19 protein-coding genes are annotated in these 20,114 nt (G+C 44.2%); 6 read left to right on the plus strand and 13 right to left on the minus strand.

The window, feature by feature from the left end; genetic code table 11:
- Positions 1–30: 30 nt before the first annotated feature.
- Complete coding sequence (locus BW716_RS13940; protein ID WP_083723180.1) at positions 31–279, plus strand: hypothetical protein; 249 nt, start codon at positions 31–33, stop codon at positions 277–279.
- Positions 280–523: 244 nt separating this feature from the next.
- Positions 524–1,456: a ring-cleaving dioxygenase gene (locus BW716_RS13945; protein WP_083723181.1), complete on the plus strand. Its 933-nt coding sequence runs from the start codon at positions 524–526 to the stop codon at positions 1,454–1,456.
- Here BW716_RS13945 and BW716_RS13950 read toward each other — a convergent pair.
- The 3 genes from BW716_RS13950 to BW716_RS13960 all read right to left on the minus strand — a co-directional run bounded on the left by BW716_RS13950 (position 1,442) and on the right by BW716_RS13960 (position 4,818).
- On the minus strand, positions 1,442–3,043 hold the full coding sequence (locus BW716_RS13950; protein ID WP_083723182.1) for a sigma 54-interacting transcriptional regulator: 1,602 nt from the start codon (positions 3,041–3,043) through the stop codon (positions 1,442–1,444). The genes BW716_RS13945 and BW716_RS13950 overlap by 15 nt on opposite strands.
- 47 nt (positions 3,044–3,090) lie before the next feature.
- The gene (locus tag BW716_RS13955) at positions 3,091–3,981 is read right to left on the minus strand and encodes an AraC family transcriptional regulator (RefSeq protein ID WP_083723183.1); all 891 of its coding nucleotides are present in this window, start codon (positions 3,979–3,981) and stop codon (positions 3,091–3,093) included.
- 123 nt (positions 3,982–4,104) lie between these two features.
- Positions 4,105–4,818, minus strand: coding sequence for an SDR family oxidoreductase (locus tag BW716_RS13960; protein WP_083723184.1), 714 nt, complete (start codon positions 4,816–4,818; stop codon positions 4,105–4,107).
- 315 nt (positions 4,819–5,133) lie between these two features.
- Here BW716_RS13960 and BW716_RS13965 point away from each other — a divergent pair, with 315 nt between their 5' ends.
- Both BW716_RS13965 and BW716_RS13970 read left to right on the plus strand, forming a co-directional pair.
- Positions 5,134–5,952 carry an SDR family oxidoreductase gene (locus tag BW716_RS13965; protein ID WP_083723239.1) on the plus strand — a complete coding sequence of 273 codons (819 nt, stop codon included), beginning with the start codon at positions 5,134–5,136 and terminating at the stop codon, positions 5,950–5,952.
- A gap of 9 nt (positions 5,953–5,961) precedes the next feature.
- Positions 5,962–6,852 (plus strand): AraC family transcriptional regulator, encoded by an 891-nt coding sequence (locus BW716_RS13970; RefSeq protein WP_083723185.1) that lies wholly within the window; start codon positions 5,962–5,964, stop codon positions 6,850–6,852.
- Here BW716_RS13970 and BW716_RS13975 read toward each other — a convergent pair.
- The 9 genes from BW716_RS13975 to BW716_RS14015 all read right to left on the minus strand — a co-directional run bounded on the left by BW716_RS13975 (position 6,849) and on the right by BW716_RS14015 (position 15,098).
- Complete coding sequence (locus BW716_RS13975) at positions 6,849–7,640, minus strand: hypothetical protein (protein ID WP_083723186.1); 792 nt, start codon at positions 7,638–7,640, stop codon at positions 6,849–6,851. The two genes, BW716_RS13970 and BW716_RS13975, sit on opposite strands and share 4 nt — an antisense overlap.
- The gene (locus BW716_RS13980; protein WP_083723187.1) at positions 7,637–8,335 is read right to left on the minus strand and encodes an ABC transporter ATP-binding protein; all 699 of its coding nucleotides are present in this window, start codon (positions 8,333–8,335) and stop codon (positions 7,637–7,639) included. Before BW716_RS13980 ends, BW716_RS13975 begins: the two co-directional genes overlap by 4 nt.
- Before the next feature lie 149 nt (positions 8,336–8,484).
- The gene (locus tag BW716_RS13985; RefSeq protein ID WP_179091128.1) at positions 8,485–9,729 is read right to left on the minus strand and encodes an FtsX-like permease family protein; all 1,245 of its coding nucleotides are present in this window, start codon (positions 9,727–9,729) and stop codon (positions 8,485–8,487) included.
- 1 nt (position 9,730) lies between these two features.
- A complete protein-coding gene (locus BW716_RS13990) occupies positions 9,731–10,831 on the minus strand; it encodes an efflux RND transporter periplasmic adaptor subunit (protein ID WP_179091129.1) in 1,101 nt (366 codons plus the stop codon).
- A 166-nt stretch (positions 10,832–10,997) separates the two neighbouring features.
- Entirely contained in the window at positions 10,998–12,299 is a 1,302-nt protein-coding gene (locus BW716_RS13995; RefSeq protein WP_083723190.1) for a TolC family protein, read from the minus strand.
- Positions 12,300–12,309: 10 nt separating this feature from the next.
- Positions 12,310–12,630, minus strand: a complete 321-nt coding sequence (locus tag BW716_RS14000; RefSeq protein WP_083723191.1) for a DUF2147 domain-containing protein — start codon at positions 12,628–12,630, stop codon at positions 12,310–12,312.
- Between the two features lie 213 nt (positions 12,631–12,843).
- The gene (locus tag BW716_RS14005) at positions 12,844–13,599 is read right to left on the minus strand and encodes a LytTR family DNA-binding domain-containing protein (protein ID WP_083723192.1); all 756 of its coding nucleotides are present in this window, start codon (positions 13,597–13,599) and stop codon (positions 12,844–12,846) included.
- Positions 13,596–14,597 (minus strand): sensor histidine kinase, encoded by a 1,002-nt coding sequence (locus BW716_RS14010; protein ID WP_083723193.1) that lies wholly within the window; start codon positions 14,595–14,597, stop codon positions 13,596–13,598. Before BW716_RS14010 ends, BW716_RS14005 begins: the two co-directional genes overlap by 4 nt.
- A 279-nt stretch (positions 14,598–14,876) precedes the next feature.
- Positions 14,877–15,098, minus strand: a complete 222-nt coding sequence (locus BW716_RS14015) for a helix-turn-helix transcriptional regulator (RefSeq protein ID WP_083723194.1) — start codon at positions 15,096–15,098, stop codon at positions 14,877–14,879.
- 66 nt (positions 15,099–15,164) lie between these two features.
- Between BW716_RS14015 and BW716_RS14020 the strand changes: the two genes are divergently transcribed.
- A complete protein-coding gene (locus BW716_RS14020) occupies positions 15,165–16,337 on the plus strand; it encodes a macrolide family glycosyltransferase (protein WP_083723195.1) in 1,173 nt (390 codons plus the stop codon).
- A 138-nt stretch (positions 16,338–16,475) separates the two neighbouring features.
- Here the strand turns inward: BW716_RS14020 and BW716_RS14025 are convergent, their stop codons facing one another.
- On the minus strand, positions 16,476–17,237 hold the full coding sequence (locus BW716_RS14025) for a phosphatase PAP2 family protein (protein ID WP_083723240.1): 762 nt from the start codon (positions 17,235–17,237) through the stop codon (positions 16,476–16,478).
- Positions 17,238–17,451: 214 nt separating this feature from the next.
- Here BW716_RS14025 and adhE point away from each other — a divergent pair, with 214 nt between their 5' ends.
- On the plus strand, positions 17,452–20,082 hold the full coding sequence (adhE, locus tag BW716_RS14030) for a bifunctional acetaldehyde-CoA/alcohol dehydrogenase (protein ID WP_083723196.1): 2,631 nt from the start codon (positions 17,452–17,454) through the stop codon (positions 20,080–20,082).
- The last annotated feature ends 32 nt before the right edge of the window (positions 20,083–20,114 follow it).

Below are 20,114 nucleotides of genomic sequence, written 5' to 3' on the forward strand. Positions count from 1 at the left end.
ATAGTTTTATCTTTAGGTAAAATAAATACCGTGGAACCAGGCAAATTAATCTTACCAGGAGAATCATTCTACCCGCTCATTATGGAGCTCTTTGAGAAAAAAGAAAAGGCATCCATATTGTACGACGATAACGGACCTACAAGAGCAGGTGGTATCATCGAAAGTGTGTATGAAAAGGAGGGTAAACACTGGCTTAGGTTGGAGGACCAGACTGAGATCCGGGTAGATCAGTTGCAGGCGGTGAATGGTAATTTTTCCTCAGATTTCTCAACGTGTTAATATGGGAATATACCTAAGAATGGCATAAATGGTCATCAGGTATCCGAATAAAAAGGGTGGCGTCTCAAAACTTCGGGACGCCACCCTTTTTATTCGGGTACCTGATAGAGGAAATTTTAGTACATGCAATTCTCATGGCCTTCCTGTTACTTATGATAGATCCCCCTTTTATTTTTTATTGGTTTTGTTGTATAATTTATCGATTTAATTATTATTGCGTTTTGTGAGATTTAAATTACACCCCATGAATAATCTTGTAACAGGCATTCACCACGTAACCGCTATCGCCGGCAGTTCGCAGAAGAACCTCGAATTTTATGCAGGCATACTGGGCTTAAGGCTGGTAAAGAAGACCGTGAATTTTGACGCAAACAGTGTATATCACTTATATTATGGAGATGAAGCCGGCGCTCCCGGTAGTATCATGACTTTCTTCCCGTACGAAGGATTGAAGCATGGGCGTCAGGGCAAAGGGATGCTGAATACCACTGCTTTCTCCGTACCCCTGGCGAGTCTGAATTACTGGCTGGAAAGGCTGAAACGCTTTGATATAGCACACAAACCACCGGTAGAATGTTTTGAGGGAGAACTGGCTGTATACCTCGAAGATACAGATGGTTTGGGGCTGGAACTGATCTTTAATGATAAGGATGATAGAAAGGGGGATGCGCATTCCATCCGGGGTTTTTACAGTGTAGAAATATGGGAAGAAGGGTATGAGCGCACGGCGGGTCTTTTGACCACTCAGTTAGATCATGTACTGATCGCAGAAAAGGGCAATCGTTTCCGCTTTGCGGCGAATGATAAGCCGGGTAATTATGTAGATCTGGTATGTATGCCTGACAGCCTGAAAGGCTTATCTGGCAGTGGAACTGTGCATCATATTGCTTTTACGACACCTGATAGCGGGGCGCAAACCAGTATCCGCCAAAAGATCACGGGTATCGGTATGAATGCTACCCCCATATTGGATCGTAAGTATTTTCAGTCAATATATTTCAGAGAACCGGGTGGGGTATTGTTTGAAGTAGCGACGGCATTGCCTGGCTTTAGTGTAGATGAGGCGCCTGCGCACCTGGGTGAGCACCTGATGTTGCCTGAGTGGCTGGAACCGCAGCGGACTACGCTGGAGTCCCAGTTGGCACCGATCAGTATTGATTTGTCAGCTTACAAGTAGTAGCTCTTTTTTAATATTTAATTTCTGCATTTTTGATATCAGGGTGGTGGGGGGTAACCCCAGCATGATCGCAGCACCATTGGGACCGGAGACCTTGCCTTTGCAGATCTTTAAGACCTTGAGGATGTACTCCCGTTCCATGGCTGCCAGCGGAATGATTTCAAAGTTATCTTCCCGGATGGCAGGTTGATTTACCGGCAGGTTAATCTGGCTGATGGTCGTGCCGGTGCAGAGCAATACCGCTCTTTCAATGAGGTGTTCCAGTTCCCTGATATTCCCAGGCCAGGTATAATTCAGCAGGCTATTGAGTGCCTTCTGGCTGATATTCGTGACCTTCTTACGGGTTTCCTGTGCGTAGCGATCGATGAAGTGTGTTACCAGCATGGGAATGTCTTCCTTCCGCTGCCGCAAAGACGGTAAAGATACCGGAAACACATTCAGCCGGTAATATAAATCACTTCTGAAACGGCCGGCCTGTACTTCTTTTTCCAGGTTTCTGTTAGTGGCGGCAATGATGCGCACATTCACACGAATGCTGCCTTTGCCCCCAATCCGCTCTATTTCTCTCTCCTGTAATACCCTAAGCAGTTTTGACTGTAGTTCCAGCGAAAGTTCGCCTATTTCGTCTAAAAAGATGGTACTGTTATCTGCCTGTTCAAACTTCCCGATCCGCTTATCCATTGCGCCGGTAAAGCTCCCTTTTTCATGACCAAATAGTTCACTTTCGATGAGGGTAGCGGGAATAGCGGCGCAGTTCACCCGGATCATTTCCTGATGGGCACGGGGGGATGCCTGATGAATGGCAGTGGCTACCAGTTCCTTTCCTGTACCCGTTTCGCCGGTAATGATAACCGTACTGTCAGCCGTAGCGACAAGGGAAATCAATTTATATATCTTTTGAATTTCCGGTGAAGAACCGATTAGTTGAGCAGTGTAGTTGCCCTGGTTTAAGTAGTGTCTGCCGCCTTTTAGTTGATCAATTTCTATTTGCTGACGGGCAATTTTTTCATTCGCCAGGATATTATTGATCCCCATGCCCAGCATATCTGCAATACCAGTGAGCAGGTCAAACTGGTTGGGAGAAAAAGCGCCGTATTCGTCCGCGTACAGGTACAGCAAGCCTTTCGGTTGATTGGCATTACTTATTTTTGTGACCATCATTTCGCGGATACCTGAATTGTGCCAGTGAATGATGTAAGGCGGCACATTCTTATTGCGGATTAGTTTTTTGACATCATATATGATAGGTTCATCAGCATCCAGCGCGATATTGAAGATGCCATCTTCGATATCGTGTGCTTTGTGCATAATGGGACTTTCATCTACTCTTTTTTTAATGGTGCCTTCATTTGTATGTAGGAAAGGTGAGTGTGTCTTACCATCTTCATTGATCAGACACAGTGTATAGTATTTTCCGCCAAATAGAGAAAGCAATTGATCAGTGATCAAGGTCCACAGTTCATCCCGTTTTTGAGCAGCAGCAATCCTGTTACTGAGGTAAAGTAGAGTTGACTTCTCTTTTTCCCTTTGGGAAATTTGCTCCAGCAGTTGGTTATGCGAGACGATGATAGGTTGTTTCCAATCCATAATCGAAAGTTGTGTTGTACAACGAAAGTAGTAAATCAATCGCAGATTTAATAGCCTGATTTTCGATAGGCCAGTGGAGAAGTATTTGTTTTTTGTCTGAATAATTTGTTAAAGGATTGCGGATGTTCGAAGCCTAATTGATAGGCAATTTCGGCAATAGTGGCGTTTGTGGAGGTGAGAATCTCTTTGGCTTTTTCAATGAGCTGGTGATGGATGTGTTGTTGAGTACTCATACCAGTTAGGGATTTGAGCATATCACTTAAGTAGCGGGGGGAGACTTGCAGGTGATCTGCAACTTCCTGCACGGTGGGGAGGTGGGACGACGTATTAAAAGAGGTGGAAATATAGATGTTCATCTGATAAATGAGGTCGTTATATAGGGTTTTGCGGGTGAGGAACTGTCGGTTATAAAAACGATTACTATAATTTAACAATAATTCTAATTGGGAAATCATCACGTCGTGACTGAAATGGTCGATATTATTTTCTAATTCCAGTAGCATGGCGTCGAAGATGACGGAGATGAGTTTCTTTTCTTTGTCGGACAGATAGAGGGCTTCAGCAATTGCGTAAGAAAAGAAGCCATATTGTTGTATGGATTTCGCTAAAGGGTAGTTAAGTAAGAAATCAGGGTGGAAGAATAGTGTGTACCCTTCATAATCGGCGATGTCGCGGGTAGGTGCGGACATTTGATTCGGGGAGGTGAATGATAATCCTCCTTCTTCAAAGTCGTAATAGCCATGGCCATAGGGGATCTTTCCTTTGAAGTCAATTTTGAAAGAGATCTTATATAGGTTAGTGACCACCCTTTTGCCAACATCGTCGGGGTGCACTTTGATATTGCCTGTTGGGACCAGTACGATCAGGGGATGCTGCGGCGCTGGAAGGTCCAGGCGGCGCAGCAAGGCTGAAATACTGGTGAATTGGAGTGATTCCATGTATTGAAGCTACGAATTTTACTGGGCAAGAGTGCCTGCATTTGCCGACCGGTCGATGTTATCGGTTCGATCAGGATATTGTTTATTTCTACATCTGCGGGCTGGTCAAAAGCAAACGCGATGTTACTGGGCAGTAGGCCTGATCACAATATCATTCACATCCACATCTGCAGGCTGGTCTATAGCAAACGCAATAGCTCGTGCAATAGCGTCCGGAGAGATGGCAATCTGTTCCGCCCGGGCCCTCGTTGCCTCCTTGATGTCCGTATTGGTCATGGAATCTGAAAAGTTTGTTTTAATATACCCCGGAGATACATTGGTTACCCTTATGGTAGGGCCGGCTTCCTGCCTGAGGGCATCTGCAACAGTACGCACCGCATTTTTAGTAGCGGCATAAACTGCCATGGTAGGCACAATTTGCAAACCAGCGGTAGAGATAGTATTGATGAACTGCCCGGAATTTTGTTTTCTAAATACCGGCAGGGCGGCGGCAATGCCATAAAGTACCCCTCTGAAGTTGACGTCGATCATATCATCCCAATCTTCCACCCGAAGCTCGTCTAAGGGCGAAATAGGGCCGATTCCGGCGTTATTGATCAGCACATCTAATTTACCGTAGTGATCGAGGGCAAATTGCACGAAATCAGCCAGATCTTCTCTTTTTCTAACATCCATTGACATGTAAATACCCCCAGTTTTAGCTGCTACTTCGGCTAATCTGTCAATTCTGCGGGCGCCAAGTACAACATTAGCCCCCTGGGCGGCCAGCAGCAGGGCAGTGGCTTCGCCTATGCCGCTGCTGGCGCCGGTGATGGCGATTACTTTATCTTTTATCATGGTACAAAGATCAGGGGGGGAAGCGCTGAGAATAGTAGCCAAAAGTGTAAAAGGTGTAGCCAAAATGTTATTTCGGCGTACCATTGGGACTAACGATCTTTCCAAGGTCGGCAAGGTATAGTTTAGCGCGGTTTAGTCCGGATTTGAGGTTATCTGGCTGCGCAAAAAGTGGTAATTGACATAACAGTAATAATAAGGGTCCAAATGGTTTTATTCATAGCGCTGTTTGATTTATACAAGTATTGGTTTCATGGAGACAATTCCGGCCCTGAATTCCGGGCTAATTTTGTGTTGTTATCAAAAAATAAACAAATCATGAACAAGACAATATTGATCACCGGGGCATCTGCCGGTATTGGAAAAGCTGCTGCACAATATTTCGCTGCTAAGAGTTGGAATGTCATTGCTACTATGCGTTCGCCAGAAAAGGAAACAGAATTAACGACATTAAATAATGTATTTGTCACCAGGCTGGATGTACAGGAAAAAGAAAGCATGCAGCCCGTGATTGCTGAAGGTATTAAAAGATTTGGAAAGATCGATGTGCTACTTAATAATGCGGGGTATGGTTTATTCGGTCCGTTCGAACTGGCGACAGACGCACAAATCAAACAGCAGTTCGATGTCAATGTGTTTGGTGTCATGAATCTGACCAAGGCGATCCTGCCACACTTCAGGGCGAATAAAGCCGGCACTGTTATTAATGTATCCAGTATAGGCGGTCGTATTACCTATCCGATTGTAAGCATGTATCATGCAACTAAATTCGCCGTAGAGGGTTTCTCTGAGTCACTGGCGTATGAACTGGCTGCACTCAATATCAAAGTAAAACTGGTAGAACCGGGAGCCATCGCTACCGGGTTTGATACAGCGGCTAATTTTACCGGGAATCCGGAAATAACTGATTATGATGCTTTTGTACAGGGTTTCCTGAACCTGTGGGGGAGCAAAACTATGGAGAGAACAACCGCTACACAGGTGGCTGAAGTGATTTATGAGGCTGCTACCGACGGTACTTCCCGTTTAAGGTATCTGGCAGGTCAAGATGCCAAAGCGTTCATGCAGGTGAGGATGTCAGGAGAGGAGGGGTATCATGCTTATATGCAGGAACATTGGGTGCCAAAGAATGTGTAAATTTGAGGTATGAAAAAGCCTGAATCGATAGAAGATTTCTATATCAACAGAGCTATCAATAGCCAGCCTTTAGTATTTAACCTGCTCCGGTATGACGATTGTCTCCGTATGGATCCTCAGCCATACCGGCGCAGGGACTTTTACAAAGTGAGTTTTATGCGGGGGCGTACCTTGTTGCACTATGGTGATCAATCGCTGGAAGTGAATGGGGATGCGCTGGCTATATTCAGTCCGGATGTACCTTACACAGTAGATATGCCCGATGGCCCGGCCATCAGGCAATATTTCATTTTTAAAGGAGCATATCTGGCGGAGTATTTCAGAAGGAATATCAGGGAGTTACCTTTGTTTGCGCCGGGAGCGCATCCGGTATATGAGTTGGATGCTACGCAGGCAACAGCGATAGCGCAGCTGTTTGAAAGAATGGCGCAGGAGTTTAAATCAGATTATGCGTATAAGGATGATCTGATCCGGAATTGTATTATTGATATTCTTCATTATGCAATGCGGATGGAGCCAGTGGCAAAGCGTCATTTGCAAACGGATGCCAGCGTTCGCATTACGGGGGTGTTTAATGAATTGCTGGACAGGCAGTTTCCGATTGAGAACCTGAGTCAGCAGTTTGAGTTGAAGTCGCCGGCGGACTTTGCTGCGCAGTTAGGGGTGCATGTGAATTCGTTGAATCGGGCGTTGAGGACGACTACAGGGAAGTCTACGTCTGGTTTGATTGCAGAAAGATTGGTGACTGAGGCGACTATTTTATTGAAACATTCAGAGTGGAATGTGGCGGAAATTGGGTTTAGTCTGGGTTTTGAAGATCCTGCCCACTTTAGTCATTTTATTAAAAAACATACGGGGCAGGCGCCTTCGGGTTTTAGGTCGGTTGGGGTACCTGCTTAGGGAGAATCCCTGTTCACACGTAAAGAAATACCAAGAGTTGCACTAATACCTTTGGATGACCGCTCGTAAATAGGTTGAGCTTTTTCACCTAATGGAATAGTGATAATCGTCCAGCCAGTTTTTAGATCATTGGCATAAAACTGATATCTGTTGATGAAGTTCTTGCCAAGACCTGCACTCAGCAACAGATTTTTAGTAAAGAACCACTCAAACCTGCACAGCCCCGTCCACTGGTTATTCCGTAAATAGGTAGTTGACATTCGGTAGCTACTGGCTTCGCCATTGATCTCAAAACCAGCGCTGACAGTATTGTTAAAGTGGTACATTATTTTCGGTTTGATAGGGAATAACCCTGATATAGTCCATTTAGCCGATGGCTCATATTTTACATCCCAAAAAGGAATGAGCTGATTGCCGAAGAACTGCTTATTATACATCATCCCAATCCCTGTCTTCACTTTTTCAGAATGCTTGTAAAGGTAACGAAACCCTGCACCATATCGCCATCCCTCATTGTATAGACCTCCTGTGCCAATCAACACCAGCGATTTTTTCTCAGAGAACCTGATGCTGTAAAAGAGCTGCGCAGCTATTGACTGTAGCGTATAATCCTCCAACGTCAGGTGGCGATACATGACATTTCCAAACATGCTTTTAGACATTGGGAAACGCGCATTGGCATTAAATGTTTGTGCGCTGTAATCCCCACTATCATAGGTATAACTAATACCCTGTGCGTACAAATTACTACCTGACAGTAATACAAATGCAATCATGACATACCTCATAGCTCTTCTGGTTTACGGTCATGACTGATGATAATTCCGTCTTTCATTTCGATAATCCGGTCACTTTTGGCAGCAAAGTCATTATCGTGGGTCACGGTAATAATTGTCTTGTTATGCTCTGCTGCCAGTTGTTTGAAGATGTCGAACACCACCGCAGTATTCCGGCTATCCAGGTTACCGGTTGGCTCATCTCCCATAATGATAGCTGGTTCATTGATCAGGGCACGGGCGATTGCCACACGCTGCTGCTGACCACCTGATATGCGGGAAGCTGTTTTCAGTGCCTGATCTGCAAGTCCCAGCGTTTTCAGCTTTTCATATGCATTGTGTTCAATTTCTGCTGTGGAGAGTTTCTTTAGCCGCAAAGCAGGGATCATTACATTTTGAAGACAGGTAAAATCTGGTAACAGGTAGTGGAACTGGAATACAAAGCCCAGATGCTCATTCCTGAAAGCCGCCAGCATGTTGACCGAACTACCTGTGATCTGTTGATCATTCAAAACCAGGTTGCCGGTATAGTCGGTATCCATGGTGGATAGGATGTAGAGCATAGTAGATTTGCCAGAGCCAGACTTGCCGATCACAGATACAAACTCGCCCTTTTGTACTTCAAAACTTACATCGGACAAGACTTTGAATTTCTCTGGTGTATAAAAGTATTTGCTGATTTTGTCAGCTTTCAATGCGATACTCATCTCAATAATTTTAACTTCTGATAATGGATACAGGATCTACTTTTGATGCCTTGCGTGCTGGGATGTAGCCTGCAAAGAAGGGCAGTAGAAATAGGCTCCCTGTATTAAGTGAATGATCAGACTTCAACCCATTATTCATCTCAATAAATTTAGCTTCTGATAATGGATACAGGGTCTACTTTTGATGCCTTGCGTGCTGGGATGTAACCAGCAAAGAAGGAAGTCAGCAACCCGAAAATCGCCCCCTGTATATAATGTTTAGGCAGGAAGGTCATGGGCAGATATGTCACATTCCCCAACCCTAAATACAATTTGGATAACATGTATGATATAACCCACCCTACGATCAATCCCATCACAGAACCTACCAATCCAATCAACAATGCCTGTTGTATAAAGATGCTAATCACATCACTCCCCTGAAACCCGGTGGCTTTGAGTATAGCAATCTCCTTGATTTTCTCATAGATCACCATGTTCAGAATATTGTAGATCCCAAAGCCCGCCACCAGTAGAATGGTAAAGATGACAGCGTTGGCAATGATATCCCTGATCTTCTTACCTGCTAATGATTGCTCGTTATTTTGCTGCCAGGATTCGGAAGTGTATCCTGTTTGTTGCGCCATACTGTTGCCTATTTCAGTAGCCAGGGAATAGTTTTTTACATTCACATAAATATCAGTAATATAAGCTCTGTCTTTTTGCAGTAGTTGCTGTACTACCGGCAGACTCACATACGTTTTTGTTTCGTCCAAGTTTTTGATAGTGGTTTTGAAAATACCGGAAACCTGTAGTGTTTTAGCCAGCCCCGTACTGGTTGTGATCCTGACATAGTCCCCCATTTTCAGATTAAGCTTTTGAGACAGCCCTATCCCGATGATGATATTGTTGGGATTATCAGCAATAGATTGTGTTTTACCCGCGATCATATTGGACGTGATGTCGAACATTTTATCCTGCTCTGCGATGTTGACGCCAAAGATGGTCCCGTTTTCCTGTACATTTCCTTTGCTATAGATGATATTGGCAGTAACCTGTTTACTAAGAGCAATGACTTCTTTTCGCTTATTGAGTTCCGCCGCAACAACGTCCGGATTGATGATCCGATTATCCTGCTGTACCAGCTGAGGATTGGAAATCAGATTGATGGTATTATTGCCAAGGTAGCGGTTGAGCATATTGGTATTACTGATTTTGTTATCATTGTACAACCTGATATGTGGCGTTGCGCTCAGCATTGTTTTTTCTGAATAGTCATTAGTGCCTGTGATCAGAGAGTTCATAAAGATGAACATGCCAATTCCGAAAGTGACTCCTAAAGCAGCTACAAGCGTTGATTTTACTTTGCTTACCATATAAGTGTAAGCAATCCTGGTGTTGATGCCTGCATTCATGTTAATATGCTTTAATGAGTTTATCGTCTGCATTGATACCACCGAGAACTTCTACATAATCGGTAGACACGATGCCTGTTTTTAACTGGATAGTATCTGTTTGCTTACCATGTTTGATAAGCGCCCTGCCATCCGGGCTTACGCAGTTAGCAGGCACCAGCAGGGCTTTGTCTTTGTGAGCGACAATGATATTTGACTGTAATAAGGTACCATTCATCAAACCAGCTGGCAAGGTGTCAAAAGTTGCTTCTATGGTATAGGCTTGTGACTGGTCGTCAAAGCTGGGATAGATCTTACTTACATGACCGGTGTAGGTTTTGCCTTTTTCAGTATTGAGTTCGGTCAGTACAGTTTGGCCCGGTTTGATTTTGGCAATGCTGCCTTCATCTATAGAAAGAGAGATGAGCATACCACCTGCATTGCCTAAAATAGCCAGTGCGTCACCTTTACGTACCAGGTCGCCTTTTCTTTTGAGGAGGGTATATACAGTATAGTTGCCGGGAGATTTGATGTTGTAATAGGAGGTGTTTGCCATGGCAGTTTCCTGGTCTTTGCGGGAATTGATAAGGGTTTGTTGCAAAGAGAGTTTAGTCGCAGCGATGTTTTGTTTGAGCTGTTCTACACTATGCATGGAGGATTGATAAGCCAGTTCAGCATTGTCATAATCTACCTTGGCTATGCTGCGGGTAGCGTATAATCTGGCATTACGGTCTCTTTGTGTGAGGTCATTTGCCAGTTTTTCAGTGGCTGTGTTTAGTTGTTGTTGCAGTTGTGCTAATACGGCAGAGTTGTCGGATGCGTTCTGGCGCGCAATAGCGAGGTTCTCTGTGGCGGATCTTTGAGCAATGGCAGCAGTTGTATTATCCTGTTTGAAGATGGTTTGTCCATTGGTGACGGTGTCACCTTCAATTACAGGTACGTCTGTAATATACCCATCATTGAGTGCGGTAAGGGTAAATTGGCCACCGGCTTCAATGTGACCGGGTGCAAATATAGCTTCGGTAATAGGAGCGTAGATAGGGGCGGCGGTGCCGCTGTTTTTTGATTTGCAGGAAGAAAGTAGTGTGATGCCTGCGAATGATATGATGAATATATGTTTCATGATGTAAATGTTTAAAGTCCTGAAAGGCGATAAGATTGAATAAAGTGATTGCTCAGCTAATATTATCATTCTGATCTGAAGGTGATAAGATTGAATAAAGTGATCGCTCAGCTAATATTATCATCCTGATCAGAAGGTGATAAGATTGAATAAAGTGATCATTCATCTAATAGATATTGACCGTCCTAATCTTAAGGCGATAAGATTGAATAAAATAATCGCTCAAACTTTGCAGGTATTCCTGCTGATTGGTAATCATATCTGAGTAATACCTCAGGCGATCATCAATAGAAATAGTACCCTCGTCCAGTAGCTGTGTAGCATGTTTATCATTACTACGGTACATAGCCAGGATCCCTTTTGCCTTTTCCAGATCTTTAAATGCGGTATTGTAAGAAATCAGAATGTTCTGATTGGTCAATTGTGACTGCAGTCCTGCAGATTGGTATTGCTGTTGTTTCAGCTCCATATCAATCTTTGCTTTTTGTACGTTGTAATGGCGGCTATTTCCGGAAAAGATCGGTACAGACAAGCGCAATCCCCAGTATTGACTCGGCAGGTCATTGCTATTACTGAACTGCATGAAGTGGTCAGTGGAGATCAACCTGTTGTACTGATATACTGCCGAAAGCGTGGGTACGTAAGCTGCTTTTGAAGATTGCCACTGTGCCTGGGATTTCAATAATTCCTCGTAGGCAATGGTGACATCCGGATCAGTACCAAATGGCTGCGGAATATAAGGAGTTGCATTTTGTTCAGATATATCGATGCTATCACCTGTATTCAACAGTTGCTGGAGATTATTGAGTTGAAGCAGTTTGTTTTGAGTAGCAGTGAGGAGGTTTTTTGCCGCCTTTTCTTTGTTGATAGCTGCATTGTTCATAGTAACTTCACTCACAAATCCATCATTGTACTTTCGCAGTACGGAAGAAAATACGGTATCCATGGTGGCAGCGTTAGATAAGGATAATTTCTCAGCTTCATTTGCCAGCAGGTAGGAGTAGTAGATATTGGCCAGCTGTTCATACAGATCGCGTTTGGTTTTTTGTATGTTGAGGTTGGCTATTTCCTTATCCAGTTTCGCGGTTTTGATGGCAAACCAGTTTTTGGTATTGATCAGGTCCAGCTGTACATTGGCGGCTGCATTGTAGTTGTAGCGCTTACCAAAGGTGGCTTCGTAAAAGGTGCCATCTGGTGCGGTCTGGTCAAATAAATGCGCTGGTATCAAAGTTGATTGTAATTTGATATTATCTGTATAATTGCCGTTGGCGCTGACTGTTGGAAGCAGGGCACCCTTTGCTTGTCTGACATTCAGGGTAGCTTCTTTGTCGCTGGCGTTGGCCGATGTAATCTGGATATTGTGTGCATCGGCATATTTCCAGATGTCCTGTACGGATGAGAAGCTGAGCTGTGCAGACACCGGTAGTGCACAAAAGCAGCAGAGGATACCGGTGAGAATCATTTTCATATGCGAGTTGTTATTTTATGCGTGTCCAAATTTTGGTCTGGCTCATAAAGCCTGCTTTGACCGTGATTTGTATGGTGTCATCTCCTTGTAAGGTGATGGTGCAGGGGAAGGTTTGTTTCCGTTTGGGGAGGAATACTTTACCGGTGTAGGTGCCATTGGAGTAGACGAGGTTTTGAAGGATTTCTTTTCCTTCAGAAGTGCCTGTGTATGCATTGCCATTTTTTACCAAAGTCAGTTCTTTGGATTTGTCGGCATTGGTCCATTTACCAAGGATGGTATCTGGCGTAAAGGATGTGGTGATTAGTAAAAGGAAAAAAGCCAGTGTTTTCATGTTGCTTTGTTTGATTTGACAAGGCAAAGCTGGCAAAATTAGATGGGGGAGGAGGGGGCTAACTGGGTAAAGCGGGCAGATAAGGAGGTAAAGCGGGCGGGCCTGATTATTCAGTGGATATGGGGAGATGCAACGGAAATTAAATTTCCGGGAAATGATGGTAAATGCAACTAACCCTCTCTTCTCAGTCAATATATTTATCCAGCAAAGGAACTAACCTTCCAGCCATTGCAAAAAATCCCCTGCTTTCGCCTTACTAATCACAATCTGTTCCTCTGTAGGCACTAATAACTTCACCACCAATTTTCTTGCAAAAAACCGCTCTGCATTCGCAATAGCCGCTTTATTAATAAGATACTGCCTATTCGCCCGATAAAAAATCGACGGATCTAATAACCGCTCCGTTTCATCCATAGTCGCTGTAATGAAGTATTTTTTATTTTGCAGGGTAATGATCTGTAAAATTGTATTATCCAAATAAATACAAGCAATATCCTTTACCTGTACAGGTATAATCTTTTCCTTTTCATTCACCAGCAGTGCTGTCTTATGTGCGGGTTTTATCATCTGCAACAGTGTTTGCAAATTATTCGGCAATGGTGCAGCAAACGAGGCCTTCATATTTTCATATTTCTCCAATGCCTTTTCCAACTTCTCAATCGTAATAGGTTTGAGCAAATAACTCACTGCATTCGTCTCAAATGCATGCATAAGGTATTCATCAAATGCTGTACAAAAGATGACCGCACTGGTAACCTGCACCTGACTGTAAATCTCAAAACTCAACCCATCTGCCAGCTGGATATCAGAAAGGATCAGGTCTGGCTGGGCATTATTTGCAAACCATTCCTTCGCCTGCTCTACCGATTCCAATATCCCAGCCACCTGAATCGTATCATCTATCTGCTGAATCATATTTTTCAGCTCTTTAGCCGCTCTTGGCTCATCTTCTATTATCAGTACATTCATGCTGCTAATGGTAGTTTTACGGTGAACTGACTGGTGGTCTTTTCTATGACAATCTCTTTATTAAACAATAACTGGTAGCGTAGACGGATATTATGTAATCCTGTCCCTGTTGAATAGCTTACGCTGTTCTTAGGTTGCAGGTTATTGCTCACCACTAGGTAATCGCCCTCTCTGAATAATTTTATGTTAAGTGGTTTATAACTGGTAGCCATATTATGCTTCACCGCATTCTCAATGAGCAGTTGCAGGCTTAGTGCCGGGATGCGCAATCCCTGATCAGCTTCTGCAATGTCAATATCAATATTGATCGCATCCTCAAACCTGCTTTTTAATATGTACACATAGGAGTGAATGAAATTCAGTTCCTGTGTCAGTGTAACAGTGTCCTTTTGCTTATGCTGCAATACATGCCTGTAGATATTAGACAATTCATTCACAAAGTCCTTGACATGCTTTTCAGAGGTAAGGGTGCTTAAGGTGTTAAGGGTATTAAATAGAAAATGAGGGCTTAACTGTTCTTTCAGGGAATTCAAACTTACTTCTAACTGCGCCTGTTTCAGTTTTTCTATTTCAAGCTGACTTTCCTGTTTCTGAAACACCACCATCTTATGATGTTGGATAAAATAAAATAGTCCACTTGTTACCACTCCTCTCAGAAGCATCATGTATTGTTTCCTTGCCAGTGGAATTTCCAATAAGCCTTCGGACACGTCGTATAGGAAAGACATCAGGTAATTGTAAGGATAGATCAATAATGCTACCATTACAACGAATGTAAGCGCCACTATGATTTTATCTTCCTTTTTCCGGTGCAGGGTTGTACTGATAAACCAGTTATGCAGGAACCAGCAAATCAATCCAAATAAAAAGGAATGAAGGAAAATATGGACTACGGCCCACCATGAAAACTGCTCCATCCGGAGCATTTTTGGAAATGTTGCTAATATAGCGATGCATGCAGAGATAAGCATGCCAAAGTATCCGTCATGTTTTTTCACGTGTTAAAGATACAATAGTATCACAGGTTCAGGGCAATTATCAGGTTCAAAAGGGCAATTTGACGCCCGAAACGGGCAGACATTCAGCTGCCAGCATTCAGCTACCAGCATTCAGCTACTGGCCTTCAGCTGCCTGCACTCCCATGCCAGCGTTCAAATGCAACTATTCAGCTGCCAGCAATTAAATCCCGGCGTTCAAGTCCCGGCGTTCCGTTGTAAGGGTTCAGATACCGGCGTTCATTTTCAGACATTCGTATGCCAGCCTTCGGATTGGGGCCTTCAGATGCCCGCACTCAACTCACAATACCGCTCCCGTCCCTGCTCCGTAATCATAATCAAACCCGCCTCATACAATATCTTCACATGCTTAGACACAGCCGGTCTACTAATATCAAAATTCTCCGCCAGCGCATTCATAGATAGCTTTTCTTTTGATAATAAAAACAGAATTTCCCTCCTGCCAGGGTCGGCAATTGCCTGAAATGGATCAGGTTGTCGCATTTATTTTCTCATTTTTTAAAATATATTTTCAACCACCCCGTCTACATTCTTACAAAACAACACTACATGTCAAAAGTATTATTCCTGAGTGTTCCTTCTCACGGCCACGTGAACCCTACTATTGGCCTCGTCAGCGAGCTGATTAAAAACGGAAATGAAGTTATCTACTTCGCCACCGAAACATTCAGGCAGAAAATTGAAGCCACCGGTGCTATATATCAACCATACCTGGTAGACCTGGATTTATTTAAACCGGAAGTTGAAGGGGAAGAAGATCCGATGTTTCAGATCATGAGAGCGGCAACAAACATTATTGATGATATATTACAGAAAACAAACAATATAAATTTCGATTACATCATTCATTCCACCCCATTTCCATTCACAGAAGTATTCAAACAATTGCTGAATATACCTACGATTTCTTCATTAGGTATTTTTTTAGGATTGAACGATTTTCTGGAAAATGCTGAAGCGTTTCCTACACCACCGGAATACGCTGTAATGCGTGAGGAAATAAAGACAAAATACAATGTAAACTTACCAGAGAAATTTGTTGCTACATTAATTAATCTGGGTGGTTTAAATCTTGTTTATTCTTCCCGTTACTTTGTACCCGAAGATCAATTGTCTGGCGACAACTACCGTTTTGTAGGCCCACCCGTTTTTGACCGGAAAGAGCAAACCGACTTTCCTTTTAAACTATTAAAAGACAAGAAAGTCATTTACATTTCTCTCGGCACCGTATTCAGTAATTTCAACCACGACCTTTACCAGATCTTTTTTGATGCATTCGCAGGCAAAGATGTTATGGTAGTCATGGCTGCTTATAATGTAGATTTATCCAGATTTAAAATTCCGGACAATTTTATTGTTCGTCATTATATCCCACAGCTGGCCATTCTGCAACATACCGACGTAGCCATTACCCACGCCGGCATGAATAGTATTAGTGATCTGCTGTTCAACAATGTTCCTTTTGTAGCCATTCCTCTCGGCGCAGATCAACCCGATCTCGCCGGGAGAACTGCTGCATTGGGCGCTACCATTTCCCTGGATCATACCACACTCACACCTGCTATACTGCAGGATGCTGTCGAAAAGGTGCTCCGCGATCCTTCATACGCAGTCAATATGCAAAAGATCAGTGACTCCTTTAAAGCAGCAGGTGGTTATCCAAAGGCAGTAGCCTACATCACTGAATACATAAAAACTGAGTCCTTTATATTCAGTGAATAATATACATTAAAGCCTAAGTCCTGCTCGTGCTATGAGCAATAGCTTACCTCACTGATACATAAAAACTGGGTCCTTTATATTCAGTGAATAATATACATTAAAGCCTAAGTCCTGCTCGTGCTATGTGCGTAGCTTACTTCAATGTATATACACAAGACTGATCCCCGCTGATTTAGTACCAGCATCATACGTAGGCATCACCATGGTGCTGGTATTTGCTTTTCCTGACAACCCCTTCTCTATCTTCGGATACAACCAGTAAGCCGCCTGCGTACTCAATATCCCCACACCAGCGCCCGCCACTACATCACTCAGCCAGTGCCGGTTATTATACATCCTCAACACCCCCGTTGCTGTTGCCGCCATATAGCCCCCCACCACTATCCACGGGCTCACATCCTTATACTCCATCCGCATAAACTCCGCACTCATAAACGCCGTCGCCGTATGCCCGGAAGGAAAGGAGTTCGCCGCACTGCCATCAGGCCTTTCCCTGTGGGTCAATGTTTTTAATCCCGTCACCGTACCACATACCAGCAAAGATGACATTCCCAGTATAATCGTCCTCTCCTTAAAGTTATGCGCCCCATGAATCCCCATGGCATTCAGGGCATACACCCCAAATATGGGCGAATACTGTAAATAGTTGTCAATAGTAGTATGAAACCGGGAATTGTCCTCGCGGATCTCATGTTTGGTTGACAGGTCCAGTTCATGTAAAGGTCGTACATGGAAGGTGGCGGCACCATAGCCGATCATGATTGCAGCTGCCAGAATAGGTCCGGGATTCACCTTATACTGCCCATTTCGATGCGCCAAAGACAGTACAGGTTGAATAGTATCTTCTTTAGCAGGAGCTATGGTCTGTCCATACGAGCTCTCCGCTGCTACTAGTAGCATTAACAGTTGTAGGCCGTAAAATCTCATCAGGTATATAAGTCTGACTACAAAATAGTAAAATAATTCTGTAGAAAAACTGTTTTTTCTGATCAGGGTCATCCTGCTCATCGTCACTGATTTGTATCAACGACTTATGCCAACCCCGTCATCGGTTATAATTCCCCTTCTACCCACCTTTGTAGTGGAATTATTTATCAATATCAACTCCTCTAACATGGAACCTAATTCAAAAAATTTAATCGACAAGATTGAAAGGATACGGAAGGCTCAAACCCAGTTTTCCACTTTCACCCAGGAACAGGTTGATGAGATCTTTCGCCAGTCGGCCATAGCGGCTAATAATGCCCGTATCTCCCTCGCTAAAATGGCGGTGGAAGAGACCGGCATGGGCCTGGTGGAAGATAAAGTGATAAAGAACCATTTTGCATCTGAGTATATCTATAATCAGTACAAAGACGAAAAGACATGCGGCGTCATCGAAACTGATGAAGCCTTTGGCATCACCAAAATCGCTGAGCCAATCGGTGTAATCGCGGCTGTAGTTCCTACTACAAACCCAACTTCCACCGCTATCTTTAAAGCACTGATTGCACTCAAGACCCGCAATGGCATTATTTTCTCACCACACCCAAGAGCTAAAAATTCCACAATAGCAGCGGCAAGGATCATACTGGATGCAGCCGTTAAAGCCGGAGCGCCAAAAGATATCATCGGTTGGATCGAAGAACCATCCGTTGAATCATCCCAGATGTTGATGGCTGAAGCTGATCTTATCCTGGCTACCGGAGGTCCCGGTATGGTCAAAGCCGCTTATTCTTCCGGTAAACCTGCCATCGGTGTAGGCGCCGGTAATACGCCTGCTATCATCGACGAAACTGCACACCTTAAGATGGCCGTGAATTCCATCCTGCTCTCCAAAACTTTTGACAACGGTATGATCTGCGCATCAGAACAGAGCGTGATCGTAGTTGAAAAAGTGTACGAAGAAGTAAAAAGAGAATTCATCGACCGCGGTGCTTACATCCTCAGCAAAGCTGAAACAAGCAAAGTAGGTGCACTGCTCCTGATCAATGGCGTGCTGAATGCCAATATCGTAGGTCAGGCTGCTGTAAAGATCGCTGCACTGGCTGGTATCACCGTTCCTGAAGACACCAAGATCCTGATCGGTGAAGTGACTTCTGTTGAACTGGACGAACCATTCAGCCATGAAAAGCTGTCTACCGTGCTGGCCATGTACAAAGCGAAAGACTTCGATGAAGCCCTGAACAAAGCTACCCGCCTCGTTAAACTGGGTGGTTTCGGTCACACCTCCGTGCTGTATACCGATCCTACCATTTCTCAGGACAGGGTAAACAGATTCGGCGCTGCCATGAAGACCGGCCGTACCATCATCAACATGCCTTCTTCTCAGGGTGCAATTGGTGATATCTTCAACTTCAAACTGTCTCCATCCCTCACCCTGGGTTGTGGTTCATGGGGCGGTAACTCTGTCTCCGAAAACGTGGGTGTTAAGCATTTACTAAACATTAAGAGCGTAGCTGCAAGAAGAGAAAACATGCTTTGGTTCAAAGTACCTGAAAAAGTATATTTCAAATACGGCTGTCTGCCAGTTGCCCTCAGAGAACTGAAAGACGAAGGCAAGAAAAGAGTATTCCTCGTAACTGATAAAGTACTCTATGGCCTGGGTTATGCTGAAAAGGTAACCAAGATCCTGGATGAACTGGGTATTGCTCACACCGTGTTCTTCGATGTTGAACCTGATCCAACACTTATCTGTGCAAGAAAAGGTGCTGCAGAAATGGCCAGCTTCCAACCTGATGCCGTTATTGCATTAGGTGGTGGTTCTCCAATGGATGCTGCTAAGATCATGTGGGTACTCTACGAACATCCTGAAGAAAAATTTGAAGACCTGGCTATGCGTTTCATGGATATCCGCAAACGCGTTTATCACTTCCCTAAAATGGGTATCAAAGCCAGCTTCATCGCAGTTCCTACCTCTGCCGGTACAGGCTCTGAAGTGACTCCTTTCGCGGTGATCACTGACGAAAATACGGGTATCAAGTATCCGCTGGCTGACTACGAACTGACTCCTGATATGGCAATCGTTGATGCCGAACTGATGATGAACATGCCTAAGAGCCTGACATCTGCTTCTGGTATCGATGCACTCACCCACGCACTGGAATCTTATGTATCCGTGCTGGCCAGTGAATTCACCAACGGCCTGGCACTCGAAGCCATCCGCCTCATCTTCAAATACCTGCCTGCTGCTTACAACGAAGGCAAGACCAATGTGAAAGCAAGAGAAAAAATGGCACACGCTTCTACCATTGCTGGTATGGCATTCGCCAATGCTTTCCTCGGTATCTGTCACTCACTGGCACACAAACTGGGTGCTACCCACCACGTGCCTCACGGTGTTGCAAACGGTATGCTCATCACTGAAGTGATCCGATTCAATGCGGTTGAGAATCCACGCAAACAGGCTGCCTTCCCTCAGTACAAATATCCAAATGCACGCTGGCGCTATGCCCGTATCGCGGACTATCTGCAACTGGGCGGTAAGAACGATGCGGAAAAAGTAGAACTGCTGTGTGAAGCCATCGAAAAACTGAAAGCTCAGGTAGGTATTCCTAAGAGCATCAAAGAATTCGGTGTGTCAGAAAGCAAATTCTATGCAACACTTGATACTATGTCTGAACAGGCATTTGATGACCAGTGTACACCGGCTAACCCCCGCTACCCACTGATCAGTGAAATGAAGAAGATCTATATCAAGGTGTATGAAGGTGCTCAGAAAGTTGAGCCTACCAATGCGAAGATCAAAGCACCACTGGGAGCTTAATCTGCTATACATCTGTAGCTGGCTGCTGACCC

The organism is [Flexibacter] sp. ATCC 35208, from assembly GCF_001975825.1.
Taxonomy (GTDB): Bacteria; Bacteroidota; Bacteroidia; order Chitinophagales; family Chitinophagaceae; genus Chitinophaga.